The following is a 15,802-nucleotide window of genomic DNA, read 5'->3' on the forward strand; positions in this document are numbered from 1 at the left end:
CCCCAATATGTCACATATCTCCGCCGGCCCATGTCCCCACTGCATGAGAAAGCGGTTTTCCCTTTCCTGCACACAGGGCTGACGTCCAGAAATACCTTGAATATCCCAAGGCAAATACAGTTCGGGCGCCGGATCTCCGGGAAACGAATCCCGGAAATCGCGACGCCCGACAGAAGCTGAGGCTTCTCCATTCCGAAGGGCCGAATCCGGCCCCTCAGATTAGTCTGATCAGTTCTTGGCCTTGTCGACCAGCTTGCCCTTGGCAATCCACGGCATCATCGCACGCAGCTTCTCACCGGTCTTCTCGATCGGGTGAGCGTCGTTGCGGGCGCGGATGGCCTTGAAGCCAACGCCGCCGGACTGATTCTCAAGAATGAAGTTGCGAACGAACGTACCGTCCTGGATGTCCGTCAGAACGCGCTTCATCTCGGCCTTCGTTTCCGGCGTGATGATGCGCGGACCTGTGACATACTCGCCGTATTCGGCGGTGTTGGAGATGGAGTAGTTCATGTTCGCAATGCCGCCTTCATAGATCAGGTCCACGATCAGCTTCATTTCGTGCAGGCACTCGAAATAGGCCATCTCCGGCGCATAACCGCCTTCAACCAGCGTCTCGAAGCCGGCGCGGATCAGGTCGACGAGACCACCGCACAGGACAGCCTGCTCACCGAACAGATCGGTTTCGACTTCTTCCTTGAACGTCGTCTCGATGATGCCCGCACGGCCACCACCGTTTGCGGAAGCGTAGGACAGGGCGATTTCGAGCGCATTGCCCGAAGCGTTCTGTGCCACAGCCACGAGGGACGGCACGCCACCACCACGCAGGTATTCGGAACGGACCGTGTGGCCCGGGCCCTTCGGCGCGATCAGGAACACGTCCAGGTCCGGACGGGCTTCGATGATGCGGAAATGGATGGACAGACCGTGAGCGAAGGCCAGGGCAGCACCCTGCTTCAGGTTCTTCTCAAGGCTTTCCTTGTACAGCGCGCCCTGGCCTTCATCCGGCGTCAGGACCATGACAACATCGGCCCAGGCAGCAGCCTCACCCGGCTCCATTACCTTGAAACCGGCTTCCTCAGCCTTCTTCACCGCGGAAGAGGTCGGACGCAGGCCGATGACGATGTCGGAAACGCCGCTGTCCTTGAGGTTGTTGGCATGGGCGTGACCCTGGCTGCCATAGCCGATGATCGCGACTTTCTTGCTCTTGATCAGATTCAGATCGGCATCGCGATCGTAATACACCCGCATCAGACAGGCTCCTTTTTAAGATGAAACACTGAAGGACCCCGCCCGATGGCAGCAATCCCGGTGCGCGAAACCTCGGCCAGGCCAAGGGGGCGCATCAACTCGATGAACGCGTCGATCTTTTCGGGAGACCCCGTCAGCTCGAACACGAAACTCGTGGCCGTCGTATCCACAGGCCGCGCACGGAACGAATCCGCAATGCGCAAGGCCTCCGTCCGGCGGTCACCGGACGAGACGATCTTCACCAGCGCAAGCTCGCGGCCCACATACGGGCCTTCTTCCGTCAGGTCGCAGACATCATGCACCGGGATCAGGCGCTTGAGCTGCGCCTTGATCTGCCGGATTACCATCGGCGTGCCCGACGTCAGAACCGTGATGCGCGAGAGCTTCTGCTCCGCATCCACCAGCGCCACCGTCAGGCTCTCGATGTTGTAGCCGCGACCGGAAAACAGGCCCACCACGCGGGCCAGCGCGCCACTCTCGTCCTCGATCAGAACCGAGATGACCGAATGTTGGATAGTCTCCGTCATCAGACCAGCATCTTCCCTTCTTCGGTCAGTCCCGCCGCTTCGGAATCCTGATCCGGACCCAGCAGCATCTGGTTGTGCGCAGCACCCGACGGGATCATCGGATAGCAGTTCTCGCCTTCCGCCACGCAGATATCGGCCACAACCGGCCCATCATGCGCCAGCATCCGGCGGATCACGTCATCCAGCTCCCCGATATGCGTCGCCCGCATCCCGGTCGCATGGAACGCTTCCGCGAGCTTTACGAAATCCGGCAGCGCCTCGCTGTAGGACTGCGAATAGCGCGACCCGTGAAGCAGCTCCTGCCACTGACGGACCATGCCCATATAGTGGTTGTTCAGGATGAAGATCTTCACCGGCAGGCGATACTGCGCGATCGTGCCCAACTCCTGGATGTTCATGAGCGTGGAGGCCTCACCGGCGATATCGATCACCAGCGCATCCGGATGGGCCACCTGCGCGCCCACAGCGGCTGGCAGGCCATAGCCCATCGTCCCCAGCCCCCCCGACGTCAGCCAGCGGTTCGGCTTGTCGAACTGGAAATGCTGGGCCGCCCACATCTGATGCTGCCCGACCTCAGTGGAGACGAACGTATCGCGACCCGTTTCCTTGGCCAGTTCATACAGACGACGGACCGCCTGCTGCGGCCGGATGATCGCGGATGGCGTCATGTCCTGCGTGAAACCGAAACCGTCCACGCTCCGCCAGGACGCGATCTGGTTCCACCAGGTGGACAGATCCGGCGCCGGCGTATCACCCCAGGCTTCCAGCAGGGCTTCGAGCGTATCGCGCACATCGCCTTCGATCCGCACATCCACCGGCACGATCTTGTCGATCTGGCTCGGATCGATATCGGCGTGAACCTTGAACGAATTGGGCGAGAACGCATCCACACGCCCTGTCACACGGTCATCGAAGCGCGAGCCCAGCGCGATCAGCAGGTCACAGCCATGCGTGGCCATGTTTGCCTCGACCGAACCATGCATCCCCAGCATGCCCAGGAACTGCGGATCTGGAGACGGAAACGCGCCCAGACCCATCAGCGTGGACGTCACCGGGAAACCGGTCTTGCGCGCCAGACGACGCAGCAGCTCCGACGCTTCCGGTCCGGAATTGATGATGCCACCACCCGTATAGAACAGCGGACGCTTGGCCGTCTTCATCGCCTCGACGGTCCGCGCAATCGCCTCAGCATCCGGGCCACCCTGATGGCTCAGACGCCGCAGCCGCGACAGCGCAGGCTTCGTCAGCGGAGCCTTGCCGACCGTGATATCCTTCGGCAGATCCACCAGAACCGGCCCCGGACGACCCGAACGTGCGACCTCGAACGCCTCGCGCACAGTCTGCGCCAGCGTCCCCGGTTCCCGCACGAGATAGTTGTGCTTGGTCGCAGGACGCGTGATGCCCGTCGTGTCGGCTTCCTGGAACGCATCATTGCCGATCAGCTTCGTCGGCACCTGACCCGACAGGCAGACGAGCGGGATGGAATCCATCAGCGCATCCACCAGCCCGGTCACGGCATTGGTCGCACCCGGACCCGAGGTCACCAGCACCACACCGACCTTACCCGTCGAACGCGCATAGGCCTCGGCCGCATGAACGGCAGCCTGCTCATGGCGGACAAGCACATGGCGGATACGGTCCTGCTTGAAGAGAGCATCGTAAATCGGAAGGACAGCCCCACCCGGATATCCGAATATGACCTCCACACCCTCTTCATCGAGAACGCGCAGAAGCACCTCCGCGCCATTCAGCGCCTCGTTGCCTGTTCCTGCGTCTCTTTCAGCAGCCGTCACCGTTTCCTCCCAAGGTATGAGCGGCGGGATTTAGGACGACGGCGCGGCGGCGTCAACTCGTTCAGATATAAAGTTCTCTATTTTTTCATACTGACTTTCCGATTCTTGCGCAGAATGGGTATATCTACGCAACGAAATCATCCCATCATCACCCTTCCCCAGCGCATGATGCCGGAACCAGGTCGCCTGCCGCCGCGTATAGCGTCCAGTGGCCAGGACGGCGGATTTCCGCGCTTCCTCAAGCGGGATCTCTCCCCGCAGAACGGCCGCCAGCTCGGGCACTCCATGCGCACGCATGGCAGGCAGAACCGGATCAAGCCCCCGCGCCAGCAGCGAAGACACTTCTTCAAGAGCCCCGGCCTCCAGCATCTGCCCGAATCTGGAATCGATCGCCCGGCGCAGCCCTTCCCGTTCAGGATCCATCTGCACGGACACGAACCGGCAGGGAGCAGGCGGCAGCCCCGGTTGCGAGCGCCACCAGGCCAGCCCGCGTCCCGTCCCGGTCCAGACCTCCCAGGCCCGCGAAATCCGCTGGGTATCGTTCGGACGCAGACCCGATGCCGTTTCCGGATCCACCTGCATCAGCCGCGCATGCAGCGCCTCCGGCCCGATTTCTTCCGCCAGTCCCCGCGCTTCGGTCCGTGCCGCATCGCCAGGGTCCGGCACTTCCACCAGACCATCCGTCAGCGCCCGCAGATACATCCCCGTCCCGCCACACAGGATCGGCATGCGTCCCTCGGCCCAGGCCGCATCCATTTCCCGCAGCGCCTCGGACCGCCACCAGGCCACACTCCCCGGCACGGTCGCATCCAGCACGCCGTAAAGCCGGTGCGGCACAGCGGCTTCGTCGACTGCGTCAGGCCGGGCTGTGAGGATGTGCAGATCACGATAGACCTGCATGGAATCCGCATTGATGACCGTGCCCTCAAAGCGCCGGGCAAGGTCGAGCGCCAGTGCTGACTTGCCGGAGCACGTCGGGCCAGCCACAATGAGCGCAGTCTTAACAGTCACAGTCTTGGGGGCGTTCATTCCCCCCTCCTGCCACACGTGCCGGACCGTTACGAGAGCCCATGTCCCTTCCTGCCGTCCTGACCCTCATCGCTGACCGGACATCCGGTACCCTCAAGCCCGAGGCGATCGATATCGCCCGCACCCTCGTCAAGGGCAACGCCCCGATCGTCCTGTCCCCGGGCGAAGCGGTGGACATTCCCTGCCCACCATCACGCCCCGGCTCCGCCAGCGCCGCCACCATCCGCGCAACACTGGCCCCCTACCGCGTTGATGCGCTGCTGATGAGGACCCGCGGCCGTCGCAAGGCCGTGCTCGTCGCCGACATGGACAGCACCATCGTCACCGGTGAAACGCTGGACGAACTGGCAGACCTCTTGGGCTGTGGTGAGGAAGTTGCCGCCATCACCCGCGCTTCGATGAACGGCGAACTGGAATTCGACGCCGCCCTCGAACAGCGCGTGGCCCTGCTGGCAGGCAAGCCGGCATCGGTTCTCGAAGATGTCTGGAATTCCGTCACCCTGACGGAAGGGGCGAAGGAACTCGTCCAGACCATGCGCAAACACAACGGCCGCACGGCCCTCGTGTCGGGCGGGTTCACATGGTTCACCCAGCGTGTGGCCGAGCTCTGCGGGTTTGATGAAAATTACGGCAATGCGCTGGAAATCGAAGACGGCAGGATCACCGGCCGCCTCGCTGGTCCGATCCTTGGTCCCGATGCCAAGCGCGACCATCTCGAACGCCTGACGTCAGAGCGCGGCGTGCAGCTCCGCGCTGCCCTGACGACCGGCGATGGCGCCAACGACATCCCGATGCTCGCCAGCGCCGGGCTCGGTCTGGCCTTCCATGCCAAGCCCAATGTGCGCCGCATCATTTCCACACAGATCAATTTCGCCAGCCTGCGCGCGCATCTCTTCGCACAGGGCTATCACGCGAAGGATTTTGTAACAGACTGACCGGACTTCAGACCCGCCAGAGACGAAAAAGCCGCCGGAGTCCCAGACCCCGGCGGCTTTTTTTCGATCAATATCCCCAAGTGTAAGGCGGAACCCCGGAATACGACGGTGCGGCGTAATAACCGGGAGCATAGCCCGGCGCATATCCGTATCCGCCATAACCGCCATAGCCATAAGGCGAGGCCACAGCCATTCCGGCCGCCATGCCAAGACCGACGCCAAGGCCCCAGCCGCCCCAGCCCCAGCCGCCGCCCCAGCCCGGCATACCCCAGCCATAACCGAACCAGCCGGGTCCACCCCAACCGTTCCAGCCACCCCAGCCCGGATAGCCCCAGCCGCCAAAGCGCGGGCCACCCCAGCCACCGCCCCAGCCGCCACCGCGGAAACCCCAGCCCGGACGTCCACCGTACCCGCCGCCCCAGCCACCACGATAGCCACCGCCACCGGGTCCGCCACGGAAACCACCGCCGCCCATGCCACCGGGACCCATCCCGCCACCATGGAAACCGCCACCACCCATTCCGCCGCCGTGGAAGCCACCGCCTCCACCATGCTGGGCAAAGGCGGGAAGGGAAATCGAAGACGCCAGCAGTGCCAGCATCAGCGCGGCAGCGGGTCTGTGTGCAAAGGTCATGGCAAGTCTCCTGTGGGAAAGCCCGATCATTGTCCCATATCGGCATTATCAGATCGCGTGGGAAGGTGGCTTTCCCATGACGAAATAACTTGTTTCACGTGAAACAATTCCGTCACCTTCGTTTGCGCCGCGCGCCCAGATAGCCACCAAGGTTTTCAAGCGCCAGCCGAAGCTCCTCGTCCTCAATATCCGGCACTTCGATCTGCACCGGTTTCGGACGCTTCGGCGTTGGTCGTTCGAACGCGACCAGATCCTGAACGAGCTTGAGCCGCTCGATCCCGTATTCCCCCCGTAGCCCGCAGGCCACGTTGATGCGTTCGATGATTTGGGGCGCCAGATGCTGCAATTCCATGGCGATCGGTCCCGAACATGCCAGCGTCAGCGTCCCGGCAGAGAAGCGTCGCGGCTCGGTCTGCTTCGCCAGACGCGGACCTACGAAATCTACCCAGTCCATCATCAGACGCGCCAGAACGGGCGGCTTCTTTTTAAAAACAGGCTGCGTCAGACCCTGAACGAATGTCCCGATCTGCTTCGTGCCCGAACGGCGCGGCGTCCAGTTCCGGTTTGACGGCACCCAGCCATCGGGCTCCAATGCGGGTTTCTTTTTTGAGGGGCGCTTGTCCGAACCGCGATCCTTCGTCATATCCGTCACCGTGACTCCTGATGCATCCGCCCTGCTGCGCTGGTACGACCACCACCGCCGCGTCCTGCCATGGCGCAGCCTCTCCGGCCATCGCCCGGACCCGTACGCCGTCTGGCTGAGCGAGATCATGCTCCAGCAGACAACCGTCAAGGCTGTCATAGCCTATTACGAGCGCTTTCTCACGCATTACCCGACGGTTCAGGAACTCGCGGCCGCCACGCTTGAAGACGTCCTGCACCTCTGGGCCGGCCTCGGCTACTATGCCCGCGCCCGCAATCTGCACGCCTGTGCAAAAAGCGTCTCCGAACGCGGCGGTTTCCCCGATAGGGTCGAAGAGCTCCTGACCCTTCCCGGAATTGGCGCCTATACGGCCCGGGCCATCGCCGCCATCGCCTTCGGACGTCCTGTCGTCCCCGTTGACGGCAATGTCGAGCGCGTCACAGCCCGCCTGAACGCCATCGAAGATCCCCTCCCGGCTTCACGCCCGCTGCTCGCCCGACAGGCCGCACTCCTGAATGACGATCCTATCGCCCAAAGCCGCCCGTCAGACTTTGCACAGGCCCTGTTCGATCTCGGCGCCACGATCTGCACTCCGCGCAGTCCCGCCTGCCTGACCTGCCCCTGGCAGACATCCTGCATCGCCCATGCCCGCGGCATCGCAGCACAACTCCCAGCCAAACAGCCCAAACAGGCCCGCCCCACCCGTTATGGCGCGCATTTCCTTCTTCATGACCAAAACGGCCAGATCCTCCTGCGCACGCGCTCGCCAACCGGTCTGCTGGGCAGCATGGACGAACTTCCCGGAACCGAATGGCGCAGCACACCCTGGCCCGAAGACGAAGTCCTCGCCCAGGCTCCCTGCGTGGCCCACTGGGTCCGCAAAGGCGAGGTTCGCCATGTCTTTACCCATTTCACCCTGTACCTCACGGTCTACGAGGCTTGCCTTCCGCAGGGTCATAATGCAGGGATCGATTCCTCTTTCGGCACGTTCCGTTCAACGAAACGCGCCGCTTTGTCCGGCGTCATGAAGAAATGCCTGGCTCTCACCAAGCAGTTTTCGGAGACATGATGACTGACCCCACCCCGACACTCCGCCTGTGGTTCATGGACTGGCACGGCTGGATGCTGGACCATAATCCGCTGAGAGATGCGCCCAGCCGCACTCCCTTCCAGCCAGGACGCCTTCCGGGGCTTTGTGCCGTTGTTCCTGTCCCTTTCCTGCTTCCCTGTCGTCCGTTTATGGAAAAGCGCATTTCCATGCCCCGTCTTTTTCCTGAACTGGAAATGCAAGAGCTTTCCCATAACCAAGTCATCTTTTTCAGCCCGGGAACCGGAACCTATCTGAGAAGTGCTCCATCGGGACAAAACAGCGTGGACTATGATGCCCCTGTCCATCAGGCATGGGAAACCTTCTTTCCCATGACGGTAGAGATGCTGCGCGGACTGTCCCTGATCCTCACCGCACATGCCATAAGTCTGGAAGACGAGGCGCAGGACATCCTTCCGCTGCCCACGCTTCATGAAGGTTTCATCCTCCGTTTCGAAGACAAAGACCTTCCCCTGTTCCTGAACACGGCCGCCCTCAAACAGATCGGCCAGCTCATGCCTGGAAATTCCGCACCGGTTTCCCTGACATGGCAGATCGATACTCCACCCGTTTCTTTCGTCGCGCATCGTCAGGCAGAGACCGAACCCGCAACAGTGTGAAAGGATTTTCACATTCCTGATGGCAGCACGCCGTGTGGGAAGCCGTTTGCTCGACCCCGCGTTCATGACAGACAGCTAGAAAACAAGGACCTGTCATGCCGCGAGACCTCCCCGCCAGCAGCCACCCTTCCTCTCCCTCCGAAGCAGATACCGGACGCCTCGAAAACGGCAGGGTGACGTTCGGGAGCGGAAGCGGCAATACGGAACACGCGGATACCGGCTCTTCCCCCATTCTCCCCCCTGACGAGCGGGTCGGCTTTGCCGTTATGGGACTTGGCCGACTGAGCGTGGGACAGATCCTCCCCGCCTTTATGGAAAGCCGGACCGCCTGCCCTGTGGCCCTCATTTCCGGCCGGAAAGAAAAGGCCCTGACTGTCGCGCGGGAATACGGCATCCCGTCCTCGTCCATCTTCACCTATGACGAAATCCATCGCCTCGCAGACCGCCCGGATATCCAGGCCGTCTATGTGGCCACACCGAACGCCATGCATGTCGATCAGGTGGAAGCCCTGGCCGCCGCCGGAAAACATATCCTGTGCGAAAAGCCGATGAGCAATACGGCGCAGGAAGCCGAGCGCATGATTGCTGCCTGCAAACAGGCCGGCGTGAAGCTTATGATCGCCTATCGCTGCCATTTCGAGCCCTTCAATCGCGCCGTTATCAAACTCGTCCGCAGCGGAGAACTGGGCAAACCCAAACTTGTGGAAGCCGTCAACACACAGACGGAAACCGATGCCTCACACTGGCGGCTGAAAGCGCCTGTCGCCGGCGGAGGCGCCCTGCCCGATATCGGTCTCTACTGCCTGAACGGCACCCGCAACCTTCTGGGCGAAGAACCTGTCGAGCTGTTTGCCCGGATGGTCAGTCCGGCAGATGATCCCCGCTTTGCCAGCGTGGACGAGACCTTCTCCTTCATGATGCGCTTCCCATCCGGCGTGATCGCCAACTGCGCCACCAGCTATGGCGCCTCCATTACCCGCAAGCTGAGCATCCGGCTGGAAAAAGGATCGATCGAGCTGGAAAACGCCTTTGCCTATCAGGGCCACAGACTGCGTATCTCGCGTGAAAACGAAGGCCACCCCGCCGTCACCGAATGGCACATCCCTCCGGCCAACCAGTTCACTCTTGAAATCGATCACTTTGCCCAGTGCATCCTCAAGGATGAAACACCTCTGACATCCGGCGAAGAAGGTCTGCGTGACCAGAAACTCATGGAAGCGCTGTACTGTTCGGCCCGTGAAGACCGCATGATCAGGCTTTCAGAGACATGAAGTTTCTGATCTGGCTCCTGCCTGTTCTCGCAGGTCTCAGCAATCCGGTTCAGTCCGCCGCCAATGCCGGGCTCAACAAGGCCGTCGGACCCGGCCTGACAATCCTGACCGTTTATGCCGTCGCCCTGAGCGGACTGGTCTGCCTCTTCGCCTTTCTCCCGACCGACAGCACAACCGCCGCCCAGCCTCTCACGACCCGACTCCAGCATGTTCCCTGGTGGGCATGGACCGGAGGCCTGTGCAACCTGATGTTCGTCGTCGCCGGATCCCTGGCAACCCGGCAGACCGGCTCGGCCGCCTTTACGGTCATCACCCTGACCTGCGCCGTCTGTCTGTCCCTGCTTCTCGACCATTTCGGCCTTCTCGGCCTGAAACAGCACGCCCTGTCCTTTCCCCGTCTTCTGGGCGCCGCAATGGCGATCGGGGGTGTTCTGCTGGTTTCCTTCACCTGAAATAACGCAACAAGACCATTCTGGTCCTTATCCGTTTCACGGAACTTGTCAGGCTGTATTTAATTCTCCCTCATGAGAAAGGGTTTTTTCAATTAATTGTAATGTTTGATCGATGTCCTTCACAGACAGGATTTTTGTTCTAAACATTCCTGTGTCTGGAACAGGCAGATATTTCATACGAAGCCGGTCTTTTTTCCCGGCTGTGATGGGAAGATATGTCACCAAGAGGTTCTTTTCTTGCCGTTTCTGGGGTCCGTCATGACGGAACGGGCCGTTTATTCTGTTATACTACCCGTTATTTAACGACAGAAAATCGCTATCCTGAAAATCCTGGTTTTCCCTGGTCCCCTGACGGCACGTCACCTTTAAAATTCCTATTCCAGACACCTGCCCGCAATATCCGGATAATCCCGGACGCCTCTCCTGAAATACAGGTCGGTCAGGTCCTTTCTCCACATTCCTGTTTCCCCAAAGGGCTGCGAGGGTCTATCGGCTCCGTCAGTAACTGCGCGTCTGGATCTTCCGATTCCGGCAAACGGTCCGACGGCTCCCTGTCCCCGTATCCTGTCACAGCCTCCCTTCGGTCGGATGACTGCATGGTCCTGTCAGCAAGGCAGATCATCCAGTCATCTGACCGTCCCTATGGCTCCTGAGGTACTGAAACCATGACTTATACTGTCGGACATTATCTTGCCGAACGACTGACACAGATCGGCCTGAAGCATCACTTCGCCGTTGCCGGTGACTACAACCTCGTTCTGCTTGACCAGCTGATCGAACAGGGCGGCACGAAGCAGATCTATGACTGCAACGAGCTGAACTGCAGCTTCGCCGCCGAAGGTTATGCCCGTGCCAACGGTGCCGCCGCAGCCGTCATCACCTTCAGCGTCGGCGCCATCTCCGCCATGAACGGCCTCGGCGGCTCGTATGCCGAGAACCTGCCGATCCTCGTGATTTCGGGTGCTCCGAACTCCAACGATCATGGTTCGGGCCACGTCCTGCACCACACGATCGGCACGACGGATTACAGCTACCAGATGGAAATGGCCAAGCACGTCACCTGTGCCGCCGAAAGCATCACCTCTGCTGAAACCGCTCCGGCCAAGATCGACCACGTCATCCGCACGATGCTGCGCGAGAAGAAGCCGGCCTATCTTGAAATCGCCTGTAACGTCTCGGCCGCTCCTTGCGTCCGTCCGGGTCCGGTTTCGTCCCTGCACGCCCATCCGCGTCCTGACGAAGCCAGCCTGAAGGCCGCTCTGGACGAGAGCCTGAGCTTCCTCAACAAGGCCAACAAGGTCGCCATCCTGGTCGGCACCAAGCTGCGCGCTTCGGAAGCCCTCACGGAAACGGTTGAACTGGCTGACAAGCTGGGCTGCCCCGTCACGGTCATGGCCGCTGCAAAGAGCTACTTCCCCGAGACGCACCCCGGCTTCCGTGGCGTGTACTGGGGTGATGTCAGCAGCCCGGGCGCACAGGAAATCATCGAAGGCGCCGATGCCGTCATCTGCCTGGCACCTGTCTGGAACGACTACTCCTCGGGTGGCTGGAAGAGCATCATCCGCGGCGAGAAGGTCCTCGAAGTCAATCCCGATCGCGTCACCGTCAACGGCAAGACCTTCGACGGCTTCCGCCTCAAGGAATTCGTCAAGGCCCTGACCGAGAAGGCTCCGAAGAAGTCCGCAGCCCTGACCGGCGAATACAAGCCCGTCATGCTGCCGAAGGCCGACCCGGCAAAGCCGCTGTCCAACGACGAAATGACCCGCCAGATCAACGAACTGGTCGACGGCAACACCACCCTTTTCGCCGAGACCGGCGACTCATGGTTCAACGCCGTGCGTATGCACCTTCCCGAAGGTGCGAAGGTCGAGACGGAAATGCAGTGGGGTCACATCGGCTGGTCCGTTCCGTCCATGTTCGGTAACGCAACCGCTTCGCCGGATCGCAAGCACGTCCTGATGGTCGGTGACGGTTCCTTCCAGCTGACGGCGCAGGAAGTGGCCCAGATGGTCCGCTACGAACTGCCGGTCATCATCTTCCTGGTGAACAACCACGGCTACGTCATCGAAATCGCCATCCATGACGGCCCGTACAACTACATCCAGAACTGGGATTACGCAGCTCTGATGCAGTGCTTCAACCAGGGCGTCCCGGGCGAAGAAAGCGGCAAGTACGGTCTCGGCCTGCATGCCACGACGGGTGCGGAACTGGCCGACGCCATCGCCAAGGCCAAGAAGAACACCCGTGGCCCGACGCTCATCGAGTGCAAGCTCGATCGCACGGACTGCACCAAGACCCTCGTGGAGTGGGGCAAGGCTGTTGCCGCCGCAAACTCCCGCAAGCCCCAGAGCGTCTGAACAAAGCGTCTGATCCTTTCCGGATCAGCCCCTGTGACACAGAAAACCCCCCGTGCCCGGCACGGGGGGTTTTTCTTTGAGACCGGCTCTCAAACGAAAAATCAGAGCAGACGCGCAACCTTCATGAACAGGAACGTCACGGTCATGAAGACGAAACAGACAATACCCGCCTCCACGGTCCCAAGAGATCCCTGCGCCAGGAACATCCCACCGGTATTCATGCCAAAGAATCCGGTTACGAATGTCGCCGGCAGCATCAACGTGGTCCCGACCGAGACGATATACAGACGCCGGTTGGTTTCTTCCGCCTGATTGGATCCAAGCTCGTCCTGCAAAGACCGCGCACGATCCTGAAGTGCGATCAGATCGTCCAGCGCCGGATGAACCTGCCGCTCGGCCCGGTCCCGCAATTCGTCCTCAGCCCAGTCCGGAAGATCCAGATCCTCGTCTTTCAGAACACGGTCGATCGGCGTCACCACCCGGCGCAGTTCAGTCGCACGACGGCGCACCTTACCGACAATGCTACCCAGATGCCCCAGGTCAGAGCGATGCTCGATCAGCAGCAGCACGTCTTCCGCCCGGTCCAGTTCGTCATCCAGATGCCCGAGCTGACGCCGCACCGTCCCCGTAAACTCACGAAGGGCACGGTCAATAATCCCCGCAGGCGTCTTCGGAATCTGGTCCGGCTTGAGCGAACGATACGCCGCGCCCAAAACCGGAATGGGGTTGCGCCGCGTCGTGATCAGCAGGTCCGGCCGCATCGCAAACCGCCAGGCGCAGATGTCACGATCCTCTTCGGACAGTGCATCGTCAAAAGCCGGCAGCGCGCCCCAGATCAGATCGCCGAATGCCTCAAGCGCAATACCGTATTCCGTCTCAGCCAGCATGGCGCAGACATCTTCAGGCAGGTCCGGTAGATGCGCGACATAGCCGCGTGCCGAGCTGTGCACCGTATCGAAATGCAGCCAGTACCATCCATCGCTCTCGACAGGTCGCTCCGGTGCCAGAAGCGCCTCGACCTCGGCCGATCCGAGCGTGCGCAGCTCCTGTCCGGGGACGGCATGAACCGCCCAGACCAGCCCGTTTGCGAATGCGGGTGCCCCTGTTTCCTGATGGTCAGGATCCAGAACCGTAAAGGGGAAGTTGTAGGCAGTGCTCTCTGACACGACATCCTCCTGTTCTCAGGGGGTTCAGGACCGGCAGAACCGGCATGCAGCTTCGACAGAAACGACTGGGGGCGAATTCAGTCCGGCTTCTCGCACGCCATGCGCAACGACGCAATATACCCCTCTTTGCGTAAATGTGAGCGTGCCTGAATGCAACTTCCTCCATTGTGGTGGGTTATTCATCTTACTCTGCAATGAGCGAACCCCTGCCGCAGGGGACCTCCCCTTCCGGAAAGGAATGTCCATGTCCATCCGCACATCATTCTTCGCCGCCAGCCTTCTGCTGGGCACTGCCGTCACTGCTCCGTCCGTGATGGCCCAGGCCGTTAGCGCCCCCAGCAACGACCAGACACAGACCTCGACGTCTGCCGTGCAGAAGGCGCAGAACTCCACCATCGACCAGCCAAACAATCGTCTGCCGACCAATCCGCACACCGTGATGGAACAGCCGGACCAGCCGCCGCCGACCGCGCCGGGCCCCATGAGCCGCACGACGAACGAAACGGGTCCCGTCCCGTCGAACCAGAAAGACGTGCATAAACTCGGCCATCAGCGTCACCACGCGCACAAGAAGGCGTCTGCCCCGACCGATTCAACGCCGCAGACCACGTCGCCGGAATAAAGGCGACAGGCCTATTGCCGGGCCCGCCCTTTCCGCGGGTCCGTCAAGCCTTTATACAGGCAGCCATCCAAAGATGGGCAGCAAGGGCCATTTCATGACGACGCAGGATTACAAGGTTCGCGACATTAATCTGGCAGACTGGGGCCGCAAGGAAATCTCTATCGCCGAAGGCGAAATGCCGGGCCTGATAGCTCTTCGCGAAGAGTACAAGGACTCACAGCCACTCAAGGGTGCACGCATCGCCGGCTGTCTGCACATGACCATCCAGACCGCAGTACTGATCGAGACGCTGATTGCTCTCGGCGCCACGGTCCGCTGGTCCTCGTGCAACATCTTCTCCACGCAGGATCACGCCGCAGCAGCCATTGCTGCCGCTGGTATCCCCGTCTTTGCCTGGAAGGGTCTGACGGAAGACGAATTCAACTGGTGCATCGAGCAGACCATTCATGGTTCCGATGGCTGGACGCCGAACATGATCCTCGACGATGGTGGCGACCTCACCATCATGATGCACGACAAGTACCCCGAAATGCTCAAGGACGTGCGCGGCATCTCCGAAGAGACGACGACGGGTGTGCATCGCCTGTGGGAAATGTCCAAGAAGGGCACGCTGAAGGTTCCCGCCATCAACGTGAACGACAGCGTCACCAAGTCCAAGTTCGACAACCTGTATGGCTGCCGTGAGAGCCTCGTGGACGCGATCCGTCGCGGCACGGACGTCATGATGGCCGGCAAGGTTGCCGTGGTTGCCGGTTACGGTGACGTGGGCAAGGGCTCTGCTGCGTCCCTGCGCAACGCAGGCTGCCGCGTGCTCGTGACCGAAGTCGATCCGATCTGCGCTCTTCAGGCCGCCATGGAAGGCTATGAAGTCGTCACGATGGAAAACGCAGCTCCGCGCGGCGACATTTTCGTCACCTGCACGGGCAACGTGGACATCATCACGATCGACCACATGCGTGAAATGAAGGACCGTGCGATCGTCTGCAACATCGGTCACTTCGACAGTGAAATCCAGGTCGAAGCCCTGCGCAACTATCGCTGGAACAACATCAAGCCGCAGGTTGACGAGATCGAGCTGGCACCGAACCGCCGCATCATCCTTCTGTCCGAAGGCCGTCTGGTGAACCTGGGCAACGCAACGGGCCACCCGTCCTTCGTGATGTCGGCCTCCTTCACCAACCAGACCTTGGCGCAGATCGAACTGTGGACGGCAAAGCCGGGCCAGTACGAGGTCAAGGTCTACACCCTGCCGAAAGCTCTGGACGAGAAGGTCGCAGCTCTGCACCTCGCAAAGGTCGGCGCAGAACTTTCCAAAATGTCACAGAAACAGGCGGACTACATCGACGTTCCAGTTAACGGTCCGTTCAAGCACGAAGAATACCGCTACTAAGACGAGGCGGATCAGGGAGGGCGGAACC

Annotated in this window: 16 protein-coding genes; 8 read left to right on the forward strand and 8 right to left on the reverse strand. The window is 61.1% G+C overall.

What is annotated here, in order from left to right:
* Positions 1-228: 228 nt before the first annotated feature.
* The 4 genes from ilvC to miaA are packed head-to-tail and all read right to left on the reverse strand — an operon-like array spanning position 229 to position 4,597.
* Complete coding sequence (gene ilvC / locus HKD24_RS05435; RefSeq protein ID WP_062510693.1) at positions 229-1,248, reverse strand: ketol-acid reductoisomerase; 1,020 nt, start codon at positions 1,246-1,248, stop codon at positions 229-231.
* Positions 1,248-1,775 (reverse strand): acetolactate synthase small subunit, encoded by a 528-nt coding sequence (gene ilvN, locus HKD24_RS05440; RefSeq protein WP_062494103.1) that lies wholly within the window; start codon positions 1,773-1,775, stop codon positions 1,248-1,250. The genes ilvC and ilvN overlap by 1 nt, the downstream gene beginning before the upstream one ends.
* Positions 1,775-3,568, reverse strand: coding sequence for a biosynthetic-type acetolactate synthase large subunit (ilvB, locus tag HKD24_RS05445; RefSeq protein WP_194259358.1), 1,794 nt, complete (start codon positions 3,566-3,568; stop codon positions 1,775-1,777). The genes ilvN and ilvB overlap by 1 nt, the downstream gene beginning before the upstream one ends.
* Positions 3,569-3,598: 30 nt before the next feature.
* Complete coding sequence (gene miaA / locus HKD24_RS05450; protein WP_194259359.1) at positions 3,599-4,597, reverse strand: tRNA (adenosine(37)-N6)-dimethylallyltransferase MiaA; 999 nt, start codon at positions 4,595-4,597, stop codon at positions 3,599-3,601.
* Between the two features lie 41 nt (positions 4,598-4,638).
* On the opposite strand from miaA, the gene serB reads away from it, so the two are divergent.
* On the forward strand, positions 4,639-5,532 hold the full coding sequence (serB, locus tag HKD24_RS05455; protein WP_194259360.1) for a phosphoserine phosphatase SerB: 894 nt from the start codon (positions 4,639-4,641) through the stop codon (positions 5,530-5,532).
* A gap of 67 nt (positions 5,533-5,599) precedes the next feature.
* Here the strand turns inward: serB and HKD24_RS05460 are convergent, their stop codons facing one another.
* Together HKD24_RS05460 and HKD24_RS05465 are read right to left on the reverse strand one after the other, a co-directional pair.
* Positions 5,600-6,166, reverse strand: a complete 567-nt coding sequence (locus HKD24_RS05460) for a hypothetical protein (RefSeq protein WP_194259361.1) — start codon at positions 6,164-6,166, stop codon at positions 5,600-5,602.
* A 112-nt stretch (positions 6,167-6,278) separates the two neighbouring features.
* Complete coding sequence (locus HKD24_RS05465) at positions 6,279-6,809, reverse strand: DUF721 domain-containing protein (protein ID WP_194259464.1); 531 nt, start codon at positions 6,807-6,809, stop codon at positions 6,279-6,281.
* 10 nt (positions 6,810-6,819) lie between these two features.
* Here HKD24_RS05465 and mutY point away from each other — a divergent pair, with 10 nt between their 5' ends.
* The 4 genes from mutY to HKD24_RS05485 all read left to right on the forward strand — a co-directional run bounded on the left by mutY (position 6,820) and on the right by HKD24_RS05485 (position 10,239).
* The gene (gene mutY / locus HKD24_RS05470) at positions 6,820-7,878 is read left to right on the forward strand and encodes an A/G-specific adenine glycosylase (RefSeq protein WP_194259362.1); all 1,059 of its coding nucleotides are present in this window, start codon (positions 6,820-6,822) and stop codon (positions 7,876-7,878) included.
* Complete coding sequence (locus HKD24_RS05475) at positions 7,875-8,516, forward strand: hypothetical protein (protein ID WP_194259363.1); 642 nt, start codon at positions 7,875-7,877, stop codon at positions 8,514-8,516. Before mutY ends, HKD24_RS05475 begins: the two co-directional genes overlap by 4 nt.
* Positions 8,517-8,611: 95 nt before the next feature.
* Positions 8,612-9,787 carry a Gfo/Idh/MocA family protein gene (locus HKD24_RS05480; protein WP_194259364.1) on the forward strand — a complete coding sequence of 392 codons (1,176 nt, stop codon included), beginning with the start codon at positions 8,612-8,614 and terminating at the stop codon, positions 9,785-9,787.
* Entirely contained in the window at positions 9,784-10,239 is a 456-nt protein-coding gene (locus HKD24_RS05485) for a DMT family transporter (RefSeq protein ID WP_194259365.1), read from the forward strand. Before HKD24_RS05480 ends, HKD24_RS05485 begins: the two co-directional genes overlap by 4 nt.
* A 48-nt stretch (positions 10,240-10,287) precedes the next feature.
* On the opposite strand, the gene HKD24_RS05490 is transcribed toward HKD24_RS05485, so the two are convergent.
* Entirely contained in the window at positions 10,288-10,461 is a 174-nt protein-coding gene (locus HKD24_RS05490; protein WP_194259366.1) for a hypothetical protein, read from the reverse strand.
* Positions 10,462-10,904: 443 nt separating this feature from the next.
* On the opposite strand from HKD24_RS05490, the gene HKD24_RS05495 reads away from it, so the two are divergent.
* On the forward strand, positions 10,905-12,596 hold the full coding sequence (locus tag HKD24_RS05495) for an alpha-keto acid decarboxylase family protein (protein ID WP_194259367.1): 1,692 nt from the start codon (positions 10,905-10,907) through the stop codon (positions 12,594-12,596).
* A 101-nt stretch (positions 12,597-12,697) separates the two neighbouring features.
* On the opposite strand, the gene HKD24_RS05500 is transcribed toward HKD24_RS05495, so the two are convergent.
* Positions 12,698-13,762, reverse strand: a complete 1,065-nt coding sequence (locus HKD24_RS05500) for a transporter (RefSeq protein ID WP_194259368.1) — start codon at positions 13,760-13,762, stop codon at positions 12,698-12,700.
* A 244-nt stretch (positions 13,763-14,006) separates the two neighbouring features.
* Here HKD24_RS05500 and HKD24_RS05505 point away from each other — a divergent pair, with 244 nt between their 5' ends.
* A complete protein-coding gene (locus tag HKD24_RS05505) occupies positions 14,007-14,384 on the forward strand; it encodes a hypothetical protein (RefSeq protein WP_194259369.1) in 378 nt (125 codons plus the stop codon).
* A gap of 94 nt (positions 14,385-14,478) precedes the next feature.
* Entirely contained in the window at positions 14,479-15,774 is a 1,296-nt protein-coding gene (gene ahcY, locus HKD24_RS05510) for an adenosylhomocysteinase (RefSeq protein WP_194259370.1), read from the forward strand.
* Positions 15,775-15,802: the final 28 nt, after the last annotated feature.

The organism is Gluconobacter vitians (genome assembly GCF_015244565.1).
Classification (GTDB): domain Bacteria; phylum Pseudomonadota; class Alphaproteobacteria; order Acetobacterales; family Acetobacteraceae; genus Gluconobacter; species Gluconobacter vitians.

Bases quoted from the DNA above. Each gene is read 5' to 3' on its own strand.
- ilvC (WP_062510693.1), bottom strand. From the start codon at position 1,248: ATGCGGGTGTATTACGATCGCGATGCCGATCTGAATCTGATCAAGAGC.
- ilvN (WP_062494103.1), bottom strand. From the start codon at position 1,775: ATGACGGAGACTATCCAACATTCGGTCATCTCGGTTCTGATCGAGGAC.
- miaA (WP_194259359.1), bottom strand. From the start codon at position 4,597: ATGAACGCCCCCAAGACTGTGACTGTTAAGACTGCGCTCATTGTGGCT.
- serB (WP_194259360.1), top strand. From the start codon at position 4,639: ATGTCCCTTCCTGCCGTCCTGACCCTCATCGCTGACCGGACATCCGGT.
- HKD24_RS05460 (WP_194259361.1), bottom strand. From the start codon at position 6,166: ATGACCTTTGCACACAGACCCGCTGCCGCGCTGATGCTGGCACTGCTG.
- HKD24_RS05465 (WP_194259464.1), bottom strand. From the start codon at position 6,809: ATGACGAAGGATCGCGGTTCGGACAAGCGCCCCTCAAAAAAGAAACCC.
- HKD24_RS05475 (WP_194259363.1), top strand. From the start codon at position 7,875: ATGATGACTGACCCCACCCCGACACTCCGCCTGTGGTTCATGGACTGG.
- HKD24_RS05480 (WP_194259364.1), top strand. From the start codon at position 8,612: ATGCCGCGAGACCTCCCCGCCAGCAGCCACCCTTCCTCTCCCTCCGAA.
- HKD24_RS05485 (WP_194259365.1), top strand. From the start codon at position 9,784: ATGAAGTTTCTGATCTGGCTCCTGCCTGTTCTCGCAGGTCTCAGCAAT.
- HKD24_RS05495 (WP_194259367.1), top strand. From the start codon at position 10,905: ATGACTTATACTGTCGGACATTATCTTGCCGAACGACTGACACAGATC.
- HKD24_RS05505 (WP_194259369.1), top strand. From the start codon at position 14,007: ATGTCCATCCGCACATCATTCTTCGCCGCCAGCCTTCTGCTGGGCACT.
- ahcY (WP_194259370.1), top strand. From the start codon at position 14,479: ATGACGACGCAGGATTACAAGGTTCGCGACATTAATCTGGCAGACTGG.